16 protein-coding genes are annotated in these 13,934 nt (G+C 32.7%); 6 read left to right on the top strand and 10 right to left on the bottom strand.

The features are described 5' to 3' along the window. Nucleotides 1-53: 53 nt before the first annotated feature. Nucleotides 54-635, bottom strand: a complete 582-nt coding sequence (locus BUR19_RS06490) for a Crp/Fnr family transcriptional regulator (RefSeq protein WP_074234060.1) — start codon at nt 633-635, stop codon at nt 54-56. A gap of 130 nt (nt 636-765) precedes the next feature. On the opposite strand from BUR19_RS06490, the gene BUR19_RS06485 reads away from it, so the two are divergent. The 4 genes from BUR19_RS06485 to BUR19_RS06470 are packed head-to-tail and all read left to right on the top strand — an operon-like array spanning nt 766 to nt 4,145. After that, nucleotides 766-2,010 (top strand): EI24 domain-containing protein, encoded by a 1,245-nt coding sequence (locus BUR19_RS06485; protein ID WP_074234059.1) that lies wholly within the window; start codon nt 766-768, stop codon nt 2,008-2,010. A 19-nt stretch (nt 2,011-2,029) separates the two neighbouring features. Beyond that, nucleotides 2,030-2,590: a LemA family protein gene (locus BUR19_RS06480; RefSeq protein WP_074234058.1), complete on the top strand. Its 561-nt coding sequence runs from the start codon at nt 2,030-2,032 to the stop codon at nt 2,588-2,590. Beyond that, nucleotides 2,574-2,951 carry a hypothetical protein gene (locus tag BUR19_RS06475; RefSeq protein WP_074234057.1) on the top strand — a complete coding sequence of 126 codons (378 nt, stop codon included), beginning with the start codon at nt 2,574-2,576 and terminating at the stop codon, nt 2,949-2,951. Before BUR19_RS06480 ends, BUR19_RS06475 begins: the two co-directional genes overlap by 17 nt. 12 nt (nt 2,952-2,963) lie before the next feature. Continuing rightward, nucleotides 2,964-4,145 carry a hypothetical protein gene (locus BUR19_RS06470; protein WP_074234056.1) on the top strand — a complete coding sequence of 394 codons (1,182 nt, stop codon included), beginning with the start codon at nt 2,964-2,966 and terminating at the stop codon, nt 4,143-4,145. On the opposite strand, the gene BUR19_RS06465 is transcribed toward BUR19_RS06470, so the two are convergent. From BUR19_RS06465 to BUR19_RS06440, 6 genes are all read right to left on the bottom strand, one after another. Continuing rightward, nucleotides 4,130-4,837: a lycopene cyclase domain-containing protein gene (locus BUR19_RS06465; protein WP_083600655.1), complete on the bottom strand. Its 708-nt coding sequence runs from the start codon at nt 4,835-4,837 to the stop codon at nt 4,130-4,132. The genes BUR19_RS06470 and BUR19_RS06465 overlap by 16 nt on opposite strands. A gap of 10 nt (nt 4,838-4,847) precedes the next feature. Further along, nucleotides 4,848-5,303: a sterol desaturase family protein gene (locus tag BUR19_RS06460; RefSeq protein WP_074234055.1), complete on the bottom strand. Its 456-nt coding sequence runs from the start codon at nt 5,301-5,303 to the stop codon at nt 4,848-4,850. After that, nucleotides 5,300-5,773: an SRPBCC family protein gene (locus tag BUR19_RS06455; RefSeq protein ID WP_074234054.1), complete on the bottom strand. Its 474-nt coding sequence runs from the start codon at nt 5,771-5,773 to the stop codon at nt 5,300-5,302. The genes BUR19_RS06460 and BUR19_RS06455 overlap by 4 nt, the downstream gene beginning before the upstream one ends. A 79-nt stretch (nt 5,774-5,852) precedes the next feature. Beyond that, nucleotides 5,853-6,686, bottom strand: a complete 834-nt coding sequence (locus BUR19_RS06450; protein ID WP_074234053.1) for a phytoene/squalene synthase family protein — start codon at nt 6,684-6,686, stop codon at nt 5,853-5,855. A 6-nt stretch (nt 6,687-6,692) separates the two neighbouring features. Continuing rightward, nucleotides 6,693-8,162 carry a phytoene desaturase family protein gene (locus tag BUR19_RS06445; RefSeq protein ID WP_074234052.1) on the bottom strand — a complete coding sequence of 490 codons (1,470 nt, stop codon included), beginning with the start codon at nt 8,160-8,162 and terminating at the stop codon, nt 6,693-6,695. After that, nucleotides 8,159-8,839: a MarR family winged helix-turn-helix transcriptional regulator gene (locus BUR19_RS06440; RefSeq protein ID WP_074234051.1), complete on the bottom strand. Its 681-nt coding sequence runs from the start codon at nt 8,837-8,839 to the stop codon at nt 8,159-8,161. The genes BUR19_RS06445 and BUR19_RS06440 overlap by 4 nt, the downstream gene beginning before the upstream one ends. A gap of 213 nt (nt 8,840-9,052) precedes the next feature. On the opposite strand from BUR19_RS06440, the gene BUR19_RS06435 reads away from it, so the two are divergent. Beyond that, nucleotides 9,053-9,562 carry a tetratricopeptide repeat protein gene (locus tag BUR19_RS06435; protein WP_074234050.1) on the top strand — a complete coding sequence of 170 codons (510 nt, stop codon included), beginning with the start codon at nt 9,053-9,055 and terminating at the stop codon, nt 9,560-9,562. A gap of 54 nt (nt 9,563-9,616) precedes the next feature. Here BUR19_RS06435 and BUR19_RS06430 read toward each other — a convergent pair whose 3' ends face one another. Then, a complete protein-coding gene (locus BUR19_RS06430) occupies nt 9,617-10,549 on the bottom strand; it encodes a DUF4349 domain-containing protein (protein WP_083600653.1) in 933 nt (310 codons plus the stop codon). 208 nt (nt 10,550-10,757) lie between these two features. Here BUR19_RS06430 and BUR19_RS06425 point away from each other — a divergent pair, with 208 nt between their 5' ends. After that, nucleotides 10,758-11,558 (top strand): hypothetical protein, encoded by an 801-nt coding sequence (locus BUR19_RS06425; RefSeq protein ID WP_139297277.1) that lies wholly within the window; start codon nt 10,758-10,760, stop codon nt 11,556-11,558. 5 nt (nt 11,559-11,563) lie between these two features. Here the strand turns inward: BUR19_RS06425 and BUR19_RS06420 are convergent, their stop codons facing one another. Together BUR19_RS06420 and BUR19_RS06415 are read right to left on the bottom strand one after the other, a co-directional pair. Then, nucleotides 11,564-12,142, bottom strand: coding sequence for a hypothetical protein (locus BUR19_RS06420; RefSeq protein ID WP_027382097.1), 579 nt, complete (start codon nt 12,140-12,142; stop codon nt 11,564-11,566). 103 nt (nt 12,143-12,245) lie between these two features. Continuing rightward, the gene (locus BUR19_RS06415) at nt 12,246-13,838 is read right to left on the bottom strand and encodes a peptide chain release factor 3 (protein ID WP_074234047.1); all 1,593 of its coding nucleotides are present in this window, start codon (nt 13,836-13,838) and stop codon (nt 12,246-12,248) included. Nucleotides 13,839-13,934 lie beyond the last annotated feature (96 nt).

Genomic DNA, 13,934 nt, shown 5'->3' with positions numbered 1-13,934 from the left:
TGTCAAATGTAAAATACTTGAAACGTAAGTCCGATTGTCAAATGACAAAAAAATTAAATCTTTGTAATTTCTTTCCGGATTCTGCTGAGCGAACTGTTGGTAATTCCTAGATAAGAAGCAATGATTTTCAGTGGAACGTGCTGGAAAATATGTGGATGTTCTTTTAATAATTTCAGATATCTGGTTTCTGCTTTTTGGCTTGTCAGTTCAATAACTCGGTCATTCAGTCGGTAATAATTAATGACAAACAAGAGCCTGCTGAACTCCCGAAAATCAGAAATGTTATGAAAATTCTTTTGAACATTCTCAAGACCAGTTTCCCAAAATGAACAATCGGTGATCGTTTCGTAGATTTCTTTTGTCGGTTGTTGTTTGAAGAACGATAAAAAATCATTCACGAAGCAAGGCGCAAAAAAGATATTGGTTGTAACTTCTTCATTATCTTCATTGATGATATAAGAACGGACATAACCTTTTTCCAGAAAATAGGTTTTGGTACTTATAATCCCGTTATCCAAAAGAATTGTATTTTTCTCCATAGAAAATTGGGTAAAAGTTTTTGTAACCTCTTCCACAACATCTTTTTCTATCGGAAACAAGGAATGAAAATAATTGTTGATGTTTGTTTTGTCCATAGTATTAAAACAAATTTACAATAACTCCAATGATAAGTTAAAATTAAATATCTTTATCCGTATAAAATCAATACAGTTGGCGCGTTTGTTGTTGCCGAAAAGTCAAAACTATAAAAACTACTAACCCTTGATGAACGACTTCCTTGCATTTTATAACACTTTAGAAGTTGATAAAGGTCTCATTGTCATGTTGATGCTGATGAGTTTCTTTGTGGCTATTTTTCACACTTTTATTTTAATCGGATTATACGAAATCAATCTCAAACCAAAATGGTTATTTTTCGTACTAAATCCTTTATCAGTTGGTCTCTGTTCATTATATGATAACAAATTAGCCGCATTAGTAGCCATTGCTTTGTTTCTGTCGGTTTTCGTTCTGGGAATTATCGGGATGTTTTATGCGATGATTAGAGCTTCTTACCAGAGTTCCAAAGAGCAAAGCGAAAGGAGAAAAAAGGCAGGTTTGGCCAAAATCCCGCTTTGGAAAAAAATTCTTTATTCTTTATCAGGATTATTATTTTTCGGTTTTGTCTTTACATTGGGCGTTCCTTATTTTATCCTGATTGTTTTTATTATTCTTCCGTTCTTAACTTCCATTTTTAAACCTAGTAATAAGAAGAGATTTTACAGAATTCAACGCACTTTACCAACTTCCAATATACGTTCTGTGGCGATGGGTTTGGCAGAGATTTCTGGAACTGTAAAAATGATTGAGCCGATGATTTCGCGCATTGGTACAAAAGAATGCATTGGTTTTCTTTATACTATAGAAACTGTATCGACAGATAAAGACGGCAAAGATTCTTACTCGTTAGAATTTTCGGAAACGATTTGTAAACCTTTTTACGTACAAGATAAATCCGGTCAGATAAAAGTGATAACCGAAGGTATTGAATTTATTGATTTTGAAATCGATGAGCAATATCAATCCTCTATGAAGCGCTACACACAATATCTTCTTAAACAAAATATGGAAGTTTTGTTGATTGGTAAAGCAAGTGTAAAAGAAAATAATGAACCTGTTTTTGAGAAAGAAGAAATCAAAAATGTTTTCGGAATTGCAACTGTGGAAAGTGTTGACAATCATAATACGTTGCGGCCGATTTTACAGTCTGCAGGCTATTTTACTTACTTTTGGGTTATTCTGATTGCTTTGATTTTTCTAACGCCTGTGAAACTGAGGAATAATCAATTAGAAATTGGAAAGATTAATTTTGATTTACCTTTTCAGAATTCTAAACCTGTGAAATCTCTGGATGATTTTTATGATAATATCTACGACAGTTATGAATCTAAACCTGAAGAAGAGATCTATTCTCAACCAGCTGTAGGTGCTGAACCAGTTCCTGCACCAGAGCCAACATCATCAGAATAAATTAAAAAAATAAAAAACTATGATACAAATTTTTGCATATGTCATTATCGGATTAGTTGTCTTGGGATTGCTGAATGTGATTGTTTCCACTTACAACAGATTGGTTATGTTAAAAAATAATGTCGATAAATCTTTTGGAAATATCGATGTCTTATTAAAACAAAGAGCAGACGAAATTCCGAATCTAATCAAAGTTGTAAAAGAATCGATGAGGTTTGAAGAATCGATGCTGACGAAACTAACGGAACTGCGGACTCAATTTTTAAATGCTAATTCTGCTGAGGAAAAAGTAGAGTTGTCCAACCAAATGCAAAATCAGTTAAAATCGGTTTTTGCAGTGGCAGAAAATTATCCTGATATCAAAACCAGCCAAAATTTTCAATTACTCCAAGGTCGTGTTTCTCAAATCGAAGATGCAATTGCAGACCGAAGAGAATTTTATAACGAAAGCGTTACGATGTACAATATCGGCATCGCAGAATTCCCTAATTTGCTTTTGGCAAAACCAATGATGTACGGCAAAAAACAATTGCTTCAAATCTCTGAACAAGAAAAAAAATACGATGGAGTTGCCTTTTAACATCATAGATATTTTGCAACATATCGAAGCTGAGCCAGGCATTTTGGTTGCTTTTGCAGCTTTTCATCCATTCGCGCTGTTGTTGTTGCTAATTCCGCTCGGGATTTTTAAAAAGCTGGGAATCTACAAGCCTGCTCAGGAGTTAGGATTATTTGGCTTTTCTGTAGTAGTTATTATGATGGTTGGTTGGTTGATGGGGTTTGTTTCCCAAATTTTATTAATGTTTATGGGCGTCTCAGGCCTTAAAATGTTGCTGATTTATTTCTCGATGTATCTTTGTATTACTGCATTTGTTGCAGTCAATGTGAGAGGTTTGAAGAAGAAATTCGATGTAGATCAATTGAAGAAGAAAGTAGTTTAACTTAAATTATTGATGAAGAAATCTACAGTTATTATTCTTATCATTGGTTTATTAATTCTGTTATTTGTTGACAGATGTACGACGATTAATCTTACAACTGCAGATATTTTCCGCCCAAAATCTTATAATCATTTTAAAAAATTAACACAAAAACCTCAATCCGAAAATTTTGAAATTGTCCCAGCCTTAGGCACTTTTCCTATTCTTTATAATTCTGCCAAAAACGAATTTTATTTGAGAAACGGACAAGGGTTGACGAAGTATGATGCATCAGGAAATTTGATGATTTCTAATGATCTTAACAAAGAAAAATATACGTCTATTTTTGATTTTGCGAATTTTGTGCCTTATGTTTTTGCTGAAAATGGAGTTTATGATTTTTCCGGAAATCGATTAATCTATTCCAAATTTTCAAAGATTCTGAATTCCAAAAATGAACTGAGCGATAAGGAATTCAAATCTATTTTTGAAGAAAATTATGGCCAATCCAATCTGGTAATATATGATACAGATCGCAAAGTGGAATATGGAAGAAATTGTTTTCCAATGTACTTTCAGAGAGGTGAAAATTGGATTCTGATGTTTTCACAAAAAGATGATTACAGATTTTCGCATCAAGGAAATGAAGTTTTTGAAAGCGATACAATCGGACAAATCGATTTCAAAGGTTTTCCGGCCAAATTTTCTAATCAACGGTTAACTGTTCTGAAAGATGTCAAAACCGGACTTTATTCCATCAATCAATTAGGAAAAGAAAAAATCGATGATGATTATCTCAATAAATATTATACGCAGATTTTAAAAGAAAAGAAATTGGATTATCAAACTGATGATAAAATCAAATTATTGTCACGTAAAAAAGATGACTATTATGAAACCGGAAATCCCTTCAGTCTGCCAAAATGGGTAACACCATCTTTTATTAATACAGCTTATTACAGATTAATTTATCAAAATGAAAAGTTATTTTTCAAAGCAAAAGCAGTAAAAATGTATGACAGTCCAACTGCTCAAAATGATCTTTATTTGTATGAATTACCAAAACAATTCCGGACAAAATCAAAATTAGCATTTCTTGATTACGGTCTTGATTTAGGTGGTTACATGGACATGACTAGTGGAGAAATAGATCCGATTGTTAAAAATACGGGGTTGTATTTGATTAAGCCCAAAAAGATTTATTCTTCCAAATAAGCCTCTTCCAACTCATCTATTTTAAACTTTTTATAGAAAAAAAGGTTCCAAATAATTAATTCGAAGCCATAAAAGAAATCTTCGATTGGAATGGTGATAATTCTAAAACCAATGAAATCTTTAGGATTATAATTTACAATTGGATTTTCCAATCCTGAACCTGTCAATATCCCATTGACAAGTAGGAATCCGGGCAAAAGAATCAGATAAATTGTAAATGCTTTTCCTATCCACTGGACATTTAAAACAAATCTTAACACAATCATACTAACTGCTAAAGTCAAAAATGTGATGAATGTATAGATCTTATCGTAAAATAAAATAGCAAAAAAGACCGAAATTATTACAAATCCTAAAACAAAAACTTTATCCCGCAAAGAATCCCAATCCATTGGAAAAAACTTTGTTAAACAATGATATGTAAAGACACACGAAAAAGGGATACAGATGAAAAAAAGTAGTTCTTCGAGAGGTAATCCTAAAAACCTGATTCCAACCAGATAATCATCATTGAACCACCAAACGCCCATTTTTGTAAACCAAGAATCCCATATTACAAATACGATTGCTACTAAAACTGATGATAACAAAAATGCACGGAAATGCTTGTGGAAATTAATTTTTGGATGAAAAGAGAATATAAAACAGATAATAACGGTGAAGAAATCAATCAGCAAATAGGTGAGTTGCATTATATAATGGTTATTTTTTTTTATTGAAATACATTTTGAAGTATTTGACTGGAACCCAAAGAAAACCAAAACATTCGCCGTGTTCTTTTCCAAGATGTTTATGGTGTTGCTTATGTGCCCTTCTGATTGCAAGCAAATACGGATTCTGAGTATTTTTTAAGATTTTAAATCTTTGATGGATGAAGATATCGTGAACAAAAAAATAGGACATTCCATACAATGTTATTCCAATTCCGATATAAAAATAATAATTGAAGTTTTGTGTACTTCCATAGTACATCAAAGCTATAGCAGGGATTGCAAAAATCACAAAGAAGTAATCGTTTTTTTCCAAAGGCGGATCTGTAGAATGATCGTGGTGATCTCTGTGGAGCGACCAAAGAAAGCCGTGCATCACATATTTGTGAACACACCAAGTAAAACCTTCCATCAAAAGGAAAGTGGCTGCAATAATCAGAAAATTCATGAAGCTTTTCTTTTTTGATTGAATAATAATTCTAAAACCTCTTTCCTATAATCAAAAATGTGATCTAACTTTTTCTTTACGAAAAGATTGTGGGCAATTTCTCCTAGAAAACCAAGTGGCAATTCGTAATCCACAACATCTTTTACAAGAACACCCTCGTCATTTTCAACAAATTCATGGTAATGATGCCACAATTTATATGGACCTTTTACCTGAAAATCTATGAAACTCTTCAAATAATCTACCTTTATAATTTCTGTCTGCCAGTTCATTTTTATATTGAACAAAGGAGAAACGTGATAATCTATAATCATGCCTTCAAAAATATCATCATTCTCTAATTGTGTAAGCACAGTGAAATTCATATCTTTAGGAGTGATTACAGAGAGATTATTAGCGGAGGAAAAAAAGGCCCAGGCTTTCTCAATATTACAATTCAGTTGTTGTTCTCTTTTCAATTGGTGTTTCATTTTCTTTCATTTAAATTACAATATCAAGATTGATAAAGTAATATTTGTGCATTTTTGACTAAACAAAATCAGTTCCAATTTATATGGAAAACTTATATTCTACATAACAGCCCATCATTAATGATATTTTCCGACTGTTAGAAATTCTGATTCTTTGATTAATTATCTTATTTGCAGACGTTTTCTTGATTTTATTGAATAAGGAAACATAATATCTGTAAGCCAAATAAACCCCAAATCTGGACGAATTAGGCAATTTTTTAATTCCTTCTAAAGCTTGTGAAAATTCGTTTTCAATTTCCTTTTCAATTTCCGATTTTACATTTTGGTCAAAAGAAGTAATATCAACATTAGGAAAATATGTTCTTCCTAGGATTTCATAATCGTCTTTCATATCTCGCAGAAAATTTACTTTTTGGAAAGCAGAACCTAAAATCATTGCAGAAGGTTTTAATTTTTCAAATTCTTCTTTATCACCATCAACAAAAACCTGAAGGCACATCAAACCAACCACTTCCGCAGAACCAAGAATATATTCTTTATACAAATCAGAATTATAATCAATTTTATGAAGATCCATTTCCATACTTCTGAGAAACTGATTGATTAACTGAAAATCAATCTCATATTGATGAACTGTTTCCTGAAACGATTGCAGAATAGGATTAAGAGAAATTTTTTCGTTCAAGGCTAACAATGTTTCATCTCGGAATCGGGAAAGTAATTTTTGTTTATCAAAACCGTGAAAACTATCAACAATCTCGTCTGCTAGACGGACGTAACCATAAATGGCGTAAATAGAATTTCTAATTTTTGGTGACAATGCCAAAATACCCAACGAAAAACTGGTGCTGTATTGTTTTGTGGTCGCTTTGCTTACTTTGTAAGAAAGTTCGTCAAATAATTTTTTCATAGTAGTTTATTTTTTGTCGGCTTCTGTTGCTGCTATTTTTCCTGAAATTATAGATGGTGGAACGCCTGGTCCGGGAACTGTTAATTGTCCTGTGTAAAAGAGATTTTTGATTTTTTTATTTTTCAAAGAAGGTTTTAAAACTGCAGTTTGAGACAAAGTATTTGCTAAACCGTAAGCATTTCCTTCATAAGCATTGTAATCATTTATAAAATCATCAATGCAATAGCTTCTTTTATAATCTATTATGGATAGGAGATTAGTAGTCTTTGTGTGTTTTTCCAATCGTGCCATCATCTCCAGAAAATATTTTTCTCTCATTTCTTCAGAATCTTCGATTCCCGTTGCAATTGGCATTAGTAAAAAAACATTTTCGCCATTTTCAGGGGCCAAATTCTTATCCGTTTTAGATGGGCAACAAACATAGAATAGTGGTTTTGACGGCCATTTTTTATCATTATAGATTTCTTTGGTATGAAGATCCAATTCATTTTCAAAGAACAATGTATGATGTTTCAGATTTGGGATTTTTTCTCTGAAACCGAGATAAAATATCAAACAAGAAGGAGCAAAAGTTTTCTTTTTCCAATATTTCTCATCGTAATTTCTGTATTCTTCGGAGATTAATTTTGATTCTGTGTGATGATAATCAGAGGAAGCAATAATTGTGTCAAACTTTAAGGTTTTTCCATTAACAATAATTCCGGAAGCTTTTTTATCTTCAATAATGATTTGTTCAACATTAGAATTAAGATGAAATTTCACACCTTGAGCAGTAGCAATTTCCGACATCGCTTCAATCACTTTGACGAAACCACCCATTGGATACCAAGTTCCTAATTTGTAACCTCCATAATTCATCAAGCTATACAAAGCAGGAATATCTTTTGGTGCTGCACCTAAAAAAATTACAGGAAATTCCATTAAAGTAATCAGTTTCGGATTAGAAAAATATTTTCTTACGAATTGATGAAAATTAGATAACAAATCCAATTTCAAAGCGCTTTTAGCAATCTTCGGAGAAACAAACTCAAACCAGGAATGGCAAGGCTTGTTCACAAAATCCTTCATGCCAACTTCATATTTATATTGGGCGTCTTTCATAAAATCATCCAGTCGTTTTCCAGCTCCTTTTTCAGTTTGTTCAAAAAGAGTTCTCATCTCTTCATAGCTTTCAGGAATCGCCATTAACCCATCAGAAAAAACCATTTCAAATTGTGGATTAAGAGGAATCAATTCATAAAAATCAGACGCTTTTTTTTCAAAATCATTAAAGAAATTTTCAATAATATCTGGCATCCAATACCAGCTCGGACCCATATCGAAAGTATAACCGTTCTCTGTCTGGAAACTTCTTGCACGGCCTCCCAAACTATTGTTTTTCTCAAAAATGTGGACTTCATTTCCCATTTTCGAAGCGTAGGCTGCAGCAGATAAACCTGAAAATCCGGAACCGATAATTGCTATTTTTTTCTTCATAATTTATCTTTTCCAAAAGGATAATCTTTGTAAACCGTATCTATAAGATTGGGAGATTCTATATTTTTTGAGAAAATAGGATGGTGGAATTTATCCAATTTGTCCAGAATTTTGATGAGTTCTATTTTCTCAGGATAGCTCAGATTTCCAGTAACAATATTCGTCGCATTACGGATTTTATCCATTTGTAATTCCAGAGTATATAATCCTTTTTCAGTAATTTTCAGAACTTTGGTTCTTTTGTCGGTTTGAGAATTGGTTTGCTCCACCCAGCCTTGTTTTATGAGTCTGTTGATAATGAGAATACCTGTGGACTTGTCCTGAATGTTCTTTTTAATCAATTCCATTTTCGTCATTGTTCCTGTCGTCTTGAGATTGATTAAGTAAATAAATTCTTCCTGAGTGTTGAATTCCGAATCGGAAATAGCAGATTTAGAATAGGTTTTGGCGTATCGGTTAAGATGAACCAACAATGTGCTGATAACACTTTCCGGAGTTCTTCCGTTTTCTTTACCTTCCCAAATTGGTTCATCATTAACTGATTGTACTTTGCTGATCTCATTATCATAAATCCAGTGTCTGAATCCATCGACATCATCAGAATAGTTATCTCTTGTGTTTTCAGAATCAAATTTTTCTAGGAGCTGAATCACGTCTTTGATTGTTCTAAAATTCATTCTAGTTTTTATAATAGTTGAAAAGCATACCAATAATCATACCTAAATACTACATAAATATACTTTATTTAGTAGTTATATTAGATTATTTTAAAATTTCATAAATCATAAATTCATTTTCTTAAAAAAGTATTAAAAACTTTAAAATTTTAAAACTTTTCCAATTTGTGGAATTGTAGTTGCGATATACTTTACAACTTAAAATAAAAGGTTATGAAAACGAATATGAAAATTAAAGGACTATTATTAGGGTTCTCATTAATGACAGTAGGAATGATTAGTGCACAAAATAGCCCGGCAACTAATGCGGAGATAGAAACTCTTAATCAGAAAATAGTTACAAATCCAAGTGATACAGAAGCTTTGGTGGGATTAGCAACAGCTTATCAAAATGCTAACGATTGGACATCTGCTATCGCAACTTGGAATAAAATCACAGCAATTCTTCCAGATTGGGCTCCAGCATATTACAGTATTGGTTATGCCAATCAATCAGCTAAAAATAATGCTGGTGCAAAAGCTGCTTACGAGCAATATATCGCCAAGGTTAAACCAGAAGAAGTGGATGCTGCGAAGCAAAACTTAGCTTATGCTTATTTCTTCATCGCTTTCCAAGAAAAGGATACAGATAAGGAAAAAGCAAAACAATATATCGCAAAATCTTTGCAGTATGACGGCTCAAACCAAGATGCGCTTAACTTAAGCAAAAGCTTGATGAACTAGGAATCAAATTTTTCAATAAAATAAAAGACGCTTATAATTTAAGCGTCTTTTATTTTAGGAGTTCTCACCAGAATCTTTGTTTGGTAGATTGTGATTTCCGTTACCATATTTCTTTTTGTATAAATAATATCCAATACCACCAATCAGAAAAACCGGCCAAAAGGGTAGAAGGAACAGTAAAATATCTCCAATTACTTTCCAGCCGGAAGAAATTGCATCTGCAGATTTTTCTCCAAAACTTTGATTCTCGGATTCTTTTGGTTTGAAATGATTATCGTACAAAGTAATGTCCAGACTGCAAAGTTTATTAGGATTGTAAGAATCACCTTTGACTTCTAAATTTTTGTTGTGAATACTACCCAACATTGATAAATCTTCTACCAAATAATCGAATTTATCATAAGGAACTTTTGTCGTCAAATACAAAGTCTGAAACTCATCATTACTCACCAGATTTTCTGTGTTGATAATTCCATCATATTTACTGATAATATCTCTTACCGATTGCTTTGCTAAAGAAATATTGTCAACATTCAGTTCAACAGAACCATTTTTCACCATTGCGTTAACTGGTGCGACCGGTTCTTTTTTGACAGGTTTATCTTTGTAGATAACTTTGGTGACGGTTTTTGGTTTCGGAATTTCTTTTTTGATTTTCTCTTGGATAGAGTTAATCGTTGTGGTGACTTTTTTATTTTCAATATCTTTTTTGAATTGCTCAACATTCTCAGAAATAGAATCGATTTTATTTTTGCTATTCTCAAAAGCTTTTTCGATGTCTTCTTTATTTTTAATCAAATCTCTAGCTTTCAGATTGACTGAATCCAAAACAGCATTGGCATTGGAATCCAGATTATTTACTGTTTCAGAGGCTTTATCCATTAAAGAATCTGCATTGGCAATTGTATGATTAGCTTCTTGTAAATCTGCTTTTTTACACATCGTAAGTGTGCTCAAAATAACGGCGGTCAATATTAATTTTTTCATTGGGATAATTTTATGTTGTAAAGCTATCCTGAAACGAAAAGAATGATTTGTAAATGGATCTGAAATTTTTTGTAATATTTTAATCAAATGAAAATCAAATATTTAAATTGATTTTACAAGTGATTTACAAAATTTTTTGAAGTAAATTTTAAAGATAAAAAGAGGATTTTACCGAATTAATTCTAAATTGCTTCTTAAACCAAATGCGATGATAAAACATTTTAAATACTTTCTGATATTGACAATTGCAGTTTCGTGTAAAAAGGAACAAGAAATTCAAGAAGTTCAGCCAATTAAAAAAGATTCAGTTATTGTTAAATCAAAAACGATAAATGAAAATCCAAGAGACCAAGTTCAGCATCTTTTCACAGCCAACGGCGGTTCTATTCTGTATCTGAAAAATGGTGAGATCAAAGGTCAGGCGAGATTTGATACCGATGGCGATTTCATTACGGAATTGATGAAAACCGAAACCTATGGCCATTACACAGATTATGATGATTATCTTATTGATAAGAAAAATAAAGACACCACTTTTTTCTTTAATGACTTTGGAAGAATAGACGAAGGTTGGAGCATCCTAAAAGGTATTTCTATCGAAAATCCAATGCAGGTTGTTTCATACAAATCGCCAGAAAAACCAAATCCTTCTCAAACAGAAACTATCTCCGAAACACGACTTATCATTCTCAGTCCGGAAACCAAAACTTTTGCAAATGAAAACTCAGAAGAAGCCGACGCTTATTTCACAGCAATGGACGACTGGAATTTCTATTCGCTAGAACTTGATGAGAGCTTCGAAAAATTAGGCGTGAAAACCCATTATATGAGAAAACGCTTTCTGGGTCTTGATTTATCTAATCATAAAAGCATAACAATTGATACAAAATCAAAAATCAATGGATATAATGCATTGGCGTTGCTTTATAAAAAAGGTAAAATGCCGATTATTGTTTCTTTGATTTTTGGGGATAATAATTTGGATGAAGTGAAGGAGTATTTAAAATAAAATTTTTATAAAATATTATTAAGCGTTTCTATTTCAATATCTAATATTTCTATTATTTCACCATTTGATTTTACACTTAAAGAAATTGTTCTTTCACTATTTAATTCAAATGTGAAATTGTAAATATTAAAGGGCTTCGATGTCAAATCTTGTTTATTCTCTCTTTTGAACCAATTTGAAAAATCAACTAAAAATGTAGTATGATTATCAATCAATTTTATACTTTTAATATCATAATTTTTAGAGATATGTGAGATAGCCATAATTTTAGCTACATCTTCATCAATATAAACTTTGTCTGAATTATGAAATATTTTTGAAATTCTTTTTCCGATTTTTATCCATCCGTCAATACCTTTTTCAAGTTTATCGCCAAGTGAAATTATACTTGTTATAGAACTCAATGTAGCAAGTATCAGTATCCAATCCGCACCTCGCCCAAAATTAACTGTAGAAATTTCAACACTGTTATCAATTTCCTTAAGTTCAGTCAAAATTATATCTAATTCATTTGAGTTAATTTCAGATATGTCATAATTTAATAAATCTTCAGATATATCTTTAGGCAGTATAATTATTTTCATCTTATTAATGTTAAGTATTCAAATATAATCATTATTCTAGTCGAAATAACATCAATTCTTATCACCAAAAAAAATCCGCAGAAAAAGCTGCGGATTCAATATTTTAGTCATTAGCAAACTCACTAATAAAATGCAGTTTCACATTCGGAAACTTTTCCTGAGTCATTGTAATCGTAAAAGACGAATCAGCTAAGAAAACCAATTGGTCATATTTATCTCTCGCTAAGAAACGCTGTTTCAGTCTCGCAAACTCTTTAAATTCTTCAGATTTTTCATCCGCTTCCACCCAGCACGCTTTATGGATGCTGATTGGCTCATAAGAACATTTCGCTCCGTATTCGTGCTCCAAACGATATTGGATAACTTCGTACTGAAGCGCACCAACCGTTCCGATGATTTTTCTGTTGTTCATTTCCAGCGTAAATAACTGAGCAACACCTTCATCCATTAGCTGGTCAACACCTTTAGCCAATTGTTTTGCTTTCAATGGATCATTGTTATTGATATAACGGAAATGTTCCGGAGAGAAACTTGGGATTCCTTTAAAACTCAATTTTTCACCAGCTGTCAAAGTATCACCAATTCGGAAACTTCCCGTATCGTGAAGTCCTACAATATCGCCTGGGAAACTCTCGTCCACAACTTCTTTTTTGTCAGCGAAGAACGCGTTGGGAGAGGAAAACTTCATTTTTTTACCTTCTCTTACAAGCAGGTAATTTTCATTTCTTTTGAAAGTTCCGGACACGATTTTAACAAATGCCAGACGGTCTCTGTGTTTCGGGTCCATATTTGCGTGGATTTTGAAGACAAATCCTGTAAAATTATTTTCTTCAGGTTTTACCAATCTCGTTTCACTTTCTTTCGGTTGTGGCATTGGTGCAATATCGATGAAAGCATTCAATAACTCACGAACGCCAAAATTATTCAAAGCAGAACCAAAGAAAACCGGCTGCAGATCACCATTCATATAATCTTCACGATTAAATTCCGGATAAACCGACTGGATCAGATCTAATTCCTCACGCAAAGTCGTCGCCGCTTTTTCACCAACTAATTCATCAATTTGAGAATCGTTGATATCATCAATTTTCAGAGATTCTCCAACTTTCTGTTTTTTCTCTTCCAAAAACAACTGAATGTTATTTTCCCAAATATTATAAATCCCCTGGAAGTCACTTCCTATACCAATTGGCAGAGAAAGCGGACAAACAGTCAAACCTAATTTTTGTTCCACTTCATCCAGCAAATCAAAAGCATCTTTACCTTCACGGTCCAATTTGTTGATGAAAACAATCATCGGAATGTTTCTCATTCTACAAACCTGAACCAGCTTTTCCGTCTGTTCTTCAACCCCTTTTGCAACGTCAATCACAACAATTACAGAGTCAACCGCAGTCAGCGTTCGGTACGTGTCTTCCGCAAAATCCTTGTGACCAGGCGTATCCAGAATATTGATTTTATGGTCTCTATATTCAAAAGCCAAAACCGAAGTTGCCACAGAAATCCCTCTCTGACGCTCGATTTCCATAAAGTCGGATGTCGCACCTTTTTTGATTTTGTTGGATTTTACAGCACCAGCTTCCTGAATCGCTCCTCCAAAAAGCAGGAGTTTTTCCGTCAAAGTGGTTTTTCCCGCATCGGGGTGGGAGATGATTCCGAAAGTTTTTCTTCTGCTGATTTCTTGTTGTAAAGACATAATAAAATTTGAGATTGCAAAAATCGTGATTTTAGTTGGATTTTGAAAATCGAGTTTTTATAAAAGAATTAGGAGCTATTTCCCGCTTTCCGCTAT

It is taken from the genome of Epilithonimonas zeae (genome assembly GCF_900141765.1).
GTDB lineage: Bacteria > Bacteroidota > Bacteroidia > Flavobacteriales > Weeksellaceae > Epilithonimonas > Epilithonimonas zeae.
This window is presented reverse-complemented; position numbering and strand designations above follow the sequence as displayed.

What these genes read in the sequence shown, in the direction of transcription:
- BUR19_RS06490 (WP_074234060.1), bottom strand. Translation starts at nt 635, where the DNA reads ATGGACAAAACAAACATCAACAATTATTTTCATTCCTTGTTTCCGATA.
- BUR19_RS06485 (WP_074234059.1), top strand. Translation starts at nt 766, where the DNA reads ATGAACGACTTCCTTGCATTTTATAACACTTTAGAAGTTGATAAAGGT.
- BUR19_RS06480 (WP_074234058.1), top strand. Translation starts at nt 2,030, where the DNA reads ATGATACAAATTTTTGCATATGTCATTATCGGATTAGTTGTCTTGGGA.
- BUR19_RS06475 (WP_074234057.1), top strand. Translation starts at nt 2,574, where the DNA reads ATGGAGTTGCCTTTTAACATCATAGATATTTTGCAACATATCGAAGCT.
- BUR19_RS06470 (WP_074234056.1), top strand. Translation starts at nt 2,964, where the DNA reads ATGAAGAAATCTACAGTTATTATTCTTATCATTGGTTTATTAATTCTG.
- BUR19_RS06465 (WP_083600655.1), bottom strand. Translation starts at nt 4,837, where the DNA reads ATGCAACTCACCTATTTGCTGATTGATTTCTTCACCGTTATTATCTGT.
- BUR19_RS06460 (WP_074234055.1), bottom strand. Translation starts at nt 5,303, where the DNA reads ATGAATTTTCTGATTATTGCAGCCACTTTCCTTTTGATGGAAGGTTTT.
- BUR19_RS06455 (WP_074234054.1), bottom strand. Translation starts at nt 5,773, where the DNA reads ATGAAACACCAATTGAAAAGAGAACAACAACTGAATTGTAATATTGAG.
- BUR19_RS06450 (WP_074234053.1), bottom strand. Translation starts at nt 6,686, where the DNA reads ATGAAAAAATTATTTGACGAACTTTCTTACAAAGTAAGCAAAGCGACC.
- BUR19_RS06445 (WP_074234052.1), bottom strand. Translation starts at nt 8,162, where the DNA reads ATGAAGAAAAAAATAGCAATTATCGGTTCCGGATTTTCAGGTTTATCT.
- BUR19_RS06440 (WP_074234051.1), bottom strand. Translation starts at nt 8,839, where the DNA reads ATGAATTTTAGAACAATCAAAGACGTGATTCAGCTCCTAGAAAAATTT.
- BUR19_RS06435 (WP_074234050.1), top strand. Translation starts at nt 9,053, where the DNA reads ATGAAAACGAATATGAAAATTAAAGGACTATTATTAGGGTTCTCATTA.
- BUR19_RS06430 (WP_083600653.1), bottom strand. Translation starts at nt 10,549, where the DNA reads ATGAAAAAATTAATATTGACCGCCGTTATTTTGAGCACACTTACGATG.
- BUR19_RS06425 (WP_139297277.1), top strand. Translation starts at nt 10,758, where the DNA reads ATGATAAAACATTTTAAATACTTTCTGATATTGACAATTGCAGTTTCG.
- BUR19_RS06420 (WP_027382097.1), bottom strand. Translation starts at nt 12,142, where the DNA reads ATGAAAATAATTATACTGCCTAAAGATATATCTGAAGATTTATTAAAT.
- BUR19_RS06415 (WP_074234047.1), bottom strand. Translation starts at nt 13,838, where the DNA reads ATGTCTTTACAACAAGAAATCAGCAGAAGAAAAACTTTCGGAATCATC.